The 6,614-nt window shown below is 68.8% G+C and carries 5 protein-coding genes, 1 tRNA gene and 1 pseudogene; 4 read left to right on the forward strand and 3 right to left on the reverse strand.

Translation table 11 applies throughout. The features are described from left to right. Positions 1-488 precede the first annotated feature (488 nt). The gene (locus tag VFA06_RS07410) at positions 489-2,291 is read left to right on the forward strand and encodes an acyl-CoA dehydrogenase (protein WP_324839688.1); all 1,803 of its coding nucleotides are present in this window, start codon (positions 489-491) and stop codon (positions 2,289-2,291) included. On the opposite strand, the gene VFA06_RS07415 is transcribed toward VFA06_RS07410, so the two are convergent. Then, positions 2,249-4,057 (reverse strand): aminotransferase class V-fold PLP-dependent enzyme, encoded by a 1,809-nt coding sequence (locus VFA06_RS07415; RefSeq protein WP_349260094.1) that lies wholly within the window; start codon positions 4,055-4,057, stop codon positions 2,249-2,251. The genes VFA06_RS07410 and VFA06_RS07415 overlap by 43 nt on opposite strands. A gap of 313 nt (positions 4,058-4,370) precedes the next feature. Between VFA06_RS07415 and VFA06_RS07420 the strand changes: the two genes are divergently transcribed. After that, positions 4,371-4,444: transfer RNA gene (locus tag VFA06_RS07420), tRNA-Pro, on the forward strand. On the opposite strand, the gene VFA06_RS07425 is transcribed toward VFA06_RS07420, so the two are convergent. Continuing rightward, a complete protein-coding gene (locus VFA06_RS07425) occupies positions 4,410-4,856 on the reverse strand; it encodes a tyrosine-type recombinase/integrase (protein ID WP_324839690.1) in 447 nt (148 codons plus the stop codon). The two genes, VFA06_RS07420 and VFA06_RS07425, sit on opposite strands and share 35 nt — an antisense overlap. Before the next feature lie 252 nt (positions 4,857-5,108). Here VFA06_RS07425 and VFA06_RS07430 point away from each other — a divergent pair, with 252 nt between their 5' ends. Both VFA06_RS07430 and VFA06_RS07435 read left to right on the forward strand, forming a co-directional pair. After that, positions 5,109-5,414 carry a hypothetical protein gene (locus tag VFA06_RS07430; protein ID WP_324839691.1) on the forward strand — a complete coding sequence of 102 codons (306 nt, stop codon included), beginning with the start codon at positions 5,109-5,111 and terminating at the stop codon, positions 5,412-5,414. A 210-nt stretch (positions 5,415-5,624) separates the two neighbouring features. Beyond that, a complete protein-coding gene (locus tag VFA06_RS07435) occupies positions 5,625-6,176 on the forward strand; it encodes a hypothetical protein (RefSeq protein WP_324839692.1) in 552 nt (183 codons plus the stop codon). Positions 6,177-6,449: 273 nt separating this feature from the next. Here VFA06_RS07435 and VFA06_RS25855 read toward each other — a convergent pair. Further along, positions 6,450-6,614 (reverse strand): annotated as a pseudogene (locus VFA06_RS25855) (signal peptidase I); the annotation flags it as partial.

Below are 6,614 nucleotides of genomic sequence, written 5' to 3' on the forward strand. Positions count from 1 at the left end.
GCCGGTGAAGGCGACCAGCACCGACGGCGGAAGCCACCCTGGCGCAGCGCGGCAGCGGCTACCAGCTCGCCGCCACCGTGCCCGCGCACACCAGCCACGGCACGCAGGACTACTGGGCCGTGTGTAAGAAGTAGCGTCGGAAAAGGCCGCGGCGTCTGGCGCGTGCGATCGCAAGGCGGCGGAGCGCCGTCATACCGGGTCGTCTGTGGGCGTTTCGCCGACGCAGCGAGCGTGCGTGGCAGGCGTCGCGGCCCCGGCGATACTTCTTACCCACGGCCTAGGCGGTCCGGTCCCGAGCCAGCGCTCCCCGGACCGCCTCGCCGCCTGCCCTCTCATCGCCCTGAGTCCGCCCGCCGCCTCCTCATCTCCCCTCGACCCGCCCTCCAGCATGAATTGGAACAGTCCCGGCAATGCGCTCGTCGGCCGCGCACTCACCGCGTACGCCTCATTGCCGCACCGCACCACGGCACAGACACCAGGAGCCACAAGTGAATCTGGGTACTGTCTCTTCACCCCCGGCCGCGCCGCCGCTCGGGGCGCAGGCCCGCGCGGACGATCTGGAGCGCCGCTTCGGCCCGATGGCCGACCCGGCCAATCCGCTGGGACTTGAGGCGGTGCTCACCGCGGACGACCACTGGGAGGTGCTGGGAGAGGCCGAAGCGCTGCTCGACGACTTCGGCATGGGCGCGGAGTTCGTGCCCGCCCGGCTCGGCGGCAGGTTCGAACGGCTCGACCTGCTCGGCAGGACCCTGCGACCGGTGTTCCGCCGCGATCCCTCGCTCGGCTTCGGCTACGGGCTGTCGAGCTTCATCGCGGCGGCGCCGGTCTGGTTCGCCGGCACCGACGCGCAGCAGCGCTGGGTCGCGGATCTGCTGCTGTCCGGCGGGCGGATCGCGGTCGCGCGACGCGGTGAGCCGCACGCCAACGACTTCGTGCGCGACGAGATCGCGGCGGACGTGATGCCCGACGGTTTCCTGCTCAACGGAACCAAGACGGTCATCGCCAATGCCGACCGCGCTCGCGGCCTCGTGGTCTTCGCACGCGTCGATGACCGCCCCACCGCCCGCAGCCACAGTCTCCTACTGCTCGACCGCGAGCGGCTTCCCGCCGAATGCGTCGAGGACCTGCCCAGGTACCCGACCGTCGGAATGCGCGGCTGCCACTTCGGCGGCCTGGAGATCGTCGAGTGTCCGGTGCCGGCCGACTGCGTCATAGGCGAACCCTACGGCGCGCTCGAACTCTCCCTGCGCTCCTCGCTCCTCATCAGGGGCCTGGTTCCGGCCACCCTTATCGCCTGCGGTGACACGGCGCTGCGGACCGCCGTGCGCTACGCCGTCGACAACCGGCGCGGCGGCGCCCCGCTGCGTACCCCGCACGCCCGAGCGGTCGTCGTCGGCGCGTTCCTCGACCTTCTGCTGAGCGACTGCCTCACGCTCGTCGCCGCCCGCGCGGCGCACCTGTTGCCGGACCGCATGTCCGCCAGCGCCGCCGCTGCCGCCTACCTCGCCCCGAAAGTGCTCACCGAAAGCTGCGACGACCTCACCGTCATCCTCGGCGACGCGCAGTACCACCGCTTCGGCGCGTACGGGATGTTCCAGAAGCAGCTGCGGGACATTCCCGTGATGGGGCTCGGCCACGCGGGCAGCGCCGCCCGGCAGGCGACGATCATCCCGCAGCTGCCGCTGTTCGCCCGCGCGGATCCGGCCGGATCGAAACAGCCCCCCGTGAACCTCTTCCGCGCCAGCGACCCGCTGCCGCCGCTCGAGCTCGGCGAACTCGAGGTCCTCGGCGAGGCCGATCCGCTCGCCGCCTCCCTCCCCGGCGCCATCCGCGAGCTGCTCGGCGGCGACGTGCCCGGCGTCGACGAGGCGGAACGCGCGGCGCTGCGCGAGGTCGCGGGCCACTTCGACCGCGAGCTGTCCGACCTGCGCAAGGCCTGCGCGGCGCTCGCGGGCAGGGGCCACGAGACGCTGTCCACCCCGTTCAGCTATGCGCTGGCCGACCGCTACGCCCTGCTCTGCGCGGCCGCCGCGTGCCTCGGCGTATGGCGCGCGCAGACCGACCACTGCGACGGTGCCGGAAACAGCACCGGTGACCCGTTCCTCGCCGACCCCGCGTGGCTGCTGTGCGCCCTGGGCCGCATCGGCGGACGCCTCGGTCTGCCGGCCACCAAGCTGCCCGCCGCCAGCTCCCAGCGACTCCTCGACGAGGTCTTCGCCCGGTTCACCGGCGAGCGCAGCTACGACCTTTACAACAGCCCCCTCGCCTCTGCTTCTGCCCCCCGCTCCTGACTCCCCGCCAAGCACACCTTCGGCAGCGGGAACCAGCGCAACGCCTCGACCTGCTCCGGCAATCCGGTCGGGCCTTGATCCGGACAGTCCGGCAACCCGTCCAGAATCCGGCGTGCCCGCTCCAGCTGCTGCGCGAGCACGTCCTCACCCGCCGTCCTTCGCCGGTCCGGATACTCGACGCCCTCCGCGCTATCCCCGAACTGGACGTCTGTCAGCCGCAGCGGTGCCTCTCCCACCTCGCCACGATGCCGCCACAGTCCCGTCGCCGCGTCGAAGGAGTAGTCCGGCAGCATCCGATGCCCGAACCGCGCCAGCAAATCCACGGCCTCGATCAAGTAGTCGCGGACCGTGTCGCTGATGAAGTAGTTGAAGTTGACCCGCACCCAGCCCGGCTTGATGCCCTCGCAGCCAAGGCCGATCTCGTGCTCGAACGCCCGCGAGCGCTCATCGTCGATGGCCAACAGCCGGTGCCCGTAGGGTCCGGCGCATGAGCAGCCGCCCCGTGCCTGGATACCGAATAGATCGCTGAGCACCGCGACAACGAAGTTGTGGTGCAGGAACAAGCCTGGCTGCGGCGCGCCGATTCGGAAGGAGACGATGGACAGGCGCCGCGCGTCCCGGTTGCCGAGGATGTCGATCGCCGGGTTAGCCGACCAGCGTTCCAAGGCCGCACGCCACAGCCGCTCCTCACGTGCCTGGATCAGGTCGGTCCCCACGGCCTGCTTCAGCGCGAACACCAGACCGGCGCGGATCGACTCGACGATCGCCGGCGTGCCGCCCTCCTCTCGCGCGATCGGGTCGTCAAGGTAGCGGTGCCCGAGCGGGTCCACGAACAGGACAGTCCCGCCGCCGGGCGCGGTCGGCACCTCGTTGCGCACCAGCTCCCGCCGCACGACGAGCACACCGGGTGTCTGCGGCCCGCCCGGGAACTTGTGCGGCGAGAGGAAGATGGCGTCCTTGTGGTCCCCGAGCCCCGGAGCGCTCTCCCGCATCCGGATCGGCACGTAGGGCCCGGCAGCGGCGTAGTCCCAGAACGACAGCGCGCCGTGCGAGTGCAGCAGCGCGGCGATGGCGTCGGTATCGGAAAGCAGGCCGGTCACGTTCGAGGCGGCGGAGAAGCTGCCGATCAGCAGCGGCCGATCCGCGTATTTGCGCAGCTGATCGGCCAAATACCGCTGATCGATATGGCCATCGCGGTCCTCGGGCACGACCACCACATCAGCGATCGACTCACGCCACGGCAGCTCGTTCGAGTGGTGCTCGAACGGCCCGACGAACACCACCGGCCGCTCCCGCTCGGGTCCCCGCCCCGCGCCGCGCCTCCCGCTGTCCCGTCCCCCGCCCTCCTCGCCCCACCTACCGCCTGACTCGCCTCCGCCCCCCGACTTGCCTCCGCGCAGCTCAAGAATCCCCACGAGCTTGTTGATCGCCGCAGTCGCCCCCGACCCCGTGAAGATCACCAGATCATCCTCAGTGCCCCCCACCGCATCCCGGATGATCCGCCGAGCGTCCTCCCGCAGCCGCGTGGTAGCCCGCCCCGTGCTGGAGCTCTCGGTATGCGTATTGGCGTACCGGGGGAGCACCTGACCTCGAATGAAGTCCTCAATGAGGTCAAGCGCACGGCCCGACGCGGTGTAGTCGGCGTACACCACACGACAAGCCCCATATGGCCCGTCGAGCACCTCATCGTCGCCGATCAATGCGCGCCGCACCCGCTCCAGCAGGGGCGAACTCGGCAACTCAGCGGGCGAGAGCCGGGAAGACATGGACATGGTCACGCTGCTCACGATAGGTCCTCCAGGCCGAACGCGAGAGCCCCAGCCCCAACCCGGCCGCCATCATCCGCCCCGTGACCCGCTGTGCCTGCCCGCCTCCGTGCACCCGCTGCGCCTTCCGAGCGACGCACCTGTTGTTCCACCTTGCCGACCCGCACCGCGCCCCTGCAGACGCCCACCTGCCGTGCTGCCCGTCTCCGGCGCCGTCCACGGACGTGCCGCCGACACAACACCCCAACGCAGGTGAAACACGCCTCCCCGATACGGTAAGGTTCTTCCTGGCTCGCCAACGAGCCACCATCAGCGGGCTGTAGCGCAGCTTGGTAGCGCACTTGACTGGGGGTCAAGGGGTCGCAGGTTCAAATCCTGTCAGCCCGACGCTGGTATGGGCCGGTAACCCGCTTATGGTTGCCGGCCCTTTTGCTGCCTCGGACACCAGATGTGACACCAACGGCCCGGATCGGTCTGCGGTCTGAGCTGGCCTGACACCCTTCGCGCCCATGACACCATCCATGATGCTGACCGCTTCACGGACTTCCGGCGTTAGTACGTGCGCGCAGATATCGGCGGTGATGCTGAGCTGGGAATGGCCGAGGATATCCCTGATCACCATGACGTCGACCTTCTTGGCCTTCAGGAAGGTCGCGCACGAGTGCCGGAGCGCGCGAGGGTGCAGCGGACGCAGGCCGCAACGTCGCGCAAGGACGAGCAGCGCTCGGTTCACCGAGCCCGGCTCGGGGGAGTTGCAGTAGCCCGTGGTGAAGACCAGGCCGAGGGTGTTGCCACCCACCCCAACGCGGTCCGGCCGCGCTACGGTCCATCGGTGTCGCGTGCCGCGAACTTCATGCCGGGTCGAAGATCACGAGTGGCAGGACAAGTCGGGGTGGGTCAGAGATTTCTCTACTAACATCCAGGCACGCCGCGATGCGGCGTGCAGGCCGTCGCCGCCTGAGCCGTCTTCGCCGAGTCGGCGTCTCGGCCCGCTCCGAGCACACCCGCAATCAGGACGCACGCGAGGCCCCGAGCGAGAAGCCGAGCAGCCATGCTCAACGCGCCAGAAGGACGCGCGCAGCTTCTCGTCTCCTACGCGGCGACGATCTTCCTGACGATCGCAATCAATCGTGACCTTTCGCGGTTCGCCCGATCCCGCCGGCGAGTGAGTCTCGCTGTGGGCATCGCCGTCGGAGTGTACGTTGCGACCGCCAATATGTTTCTCAGTGAACGGTGGCTTTCGTCCGCTGCACCGTTCGCCATCCTTCCGCTCACCGCCGCCCAGTTGCTCGTCTTCGTGGCGGGACTCCGGTCACATCGTGTCGCGAAAGCCGAGACGAACGACGCGGGAGCCTAGACAGAGCGGACCTGAGTACAGCAGCGCAGTACAGCAACCGAGACGACGATCAGAACCCTACGATGACTCTGCCCGACCTGTCTCGGGCAAGAATGTCCGGATCCGCCCTATCGGTGCCGCAAGTTTGCAACTAGGCAACTAGAAGGTCGCTTGCGCTGATGCAAACACGAACGAAGCTTGCTCGAGAGAGGAGCGTTCTAGACTCCGTGCATGCTCTTGGCTTACGACGGTGTTTGCGCCTTGGATGCGTCCACAATGCGCACCGGAGGCGTCCCCCTCGCTCCCGAGGGCTTCGAGTGGCCGACCTGCCGCACCTGCAACGGGGCGATGCAGTTCCTTGCACACCTGCCGCTCGATGAAGGCGTCATTAGTGTGTTCTTCTGCCAGAACGACCCGGGCCTGTGTGCTGACTGGGACGCGACCGGTGGGGGCAACCGCGCCTACATCTTCGCCGGTCAGCTTCAGCCGGCGAGTGTGCCTGCCGAAGGAGTCACGCTCCTGGGTACCGCCACCAGGCTCCGCCTCCACCCGGAGGAGACCGCCTCGCAAGTGCCGATCCTCGGCCGTGTCGGTGGTGAACCCGATTGGCTCCAGCACGACGAGACGCCACTCTGCTCCGGCTGTAGCGTGGCGATGACCTTCGTGGCGGAGCTTGAGGAAGGCTACGACTTCGCGACGGCAGCGAACTTCGGCGGAGGCGGACGCGGGTACGTCTTCCGCTGCGGTCGCTGCATGACCGCCGCATTCCTCTGGCAGCGGTGACCGCTCGGATCACAGGCGACTTTCAGCAGCGTGCCCGATACGTGCCCGTTCGCAGAGGTAACCAAGGTCAATCACGGGTACCCACGGACAACTGTCCGCTAGGGTGCAGGCCAGCTGCTCACGCTCAATCACCGGCACTGGACGAGGCTTTGGCGTGCAGCCCGTCGCCGCCCGAGCCGTCTCCTCCTGTCTTCGCCCCGTCGACGTCTCGGTCCGCTCCGGCCAACCCTGGAAGCAGGAGGCGCGCCCGATCCTGAACGAGAAGCCGGAACCTCAGCCCGAAGCGTGAGCGCGGTCGGCCGGGCTAGCTGCGTAGCCGGGTACCGACGGCCATCGAACGGTCAGCACCACCGACTCTTCCTCCGCGAACCAGGAGTGACTGATGCCGCGCCCCCACACGACATAATCACCTTGCTCCGCCAGCAGAACGCTGCGGCC

Origin of the sequence: Actinocrinis sp., assembly GCF_035653575.1 — a bacterium.
In the GTDB taxonomy this organism is placed as follows: domain Bacteria; phylum Actinomycetota; class Actinomycetes; order Streptomycetales; family Catenulisporaceae; genus Actinocrinis.

Excerpts from the sequence above, each read along its gene's own strand:
- VFA06_RS07415 (WP_349260094.1), bottom strand. The coding sequence starts at position 4,057 with ATGTCTTCCCGGCTCTCGCCCGCTGAGTTGCCGAGTTCGCCCCTGCTG.
- VFA06_RS07430 (WP_324839691.1), top strand. The coding sequence starts at position 5,109 with ATGCTCAACGCGCCAGAAGGACGCGCGCAGCTTCTCGTCTCCTACGCG.
- VFA06_RS07435 (WP_324839692.1), top strand. The coding sequence starts at position 5,625 with ATGCTCTTGGCTTACGACGGTGTTTGCGCCTTGGATGCGTCCACAATG.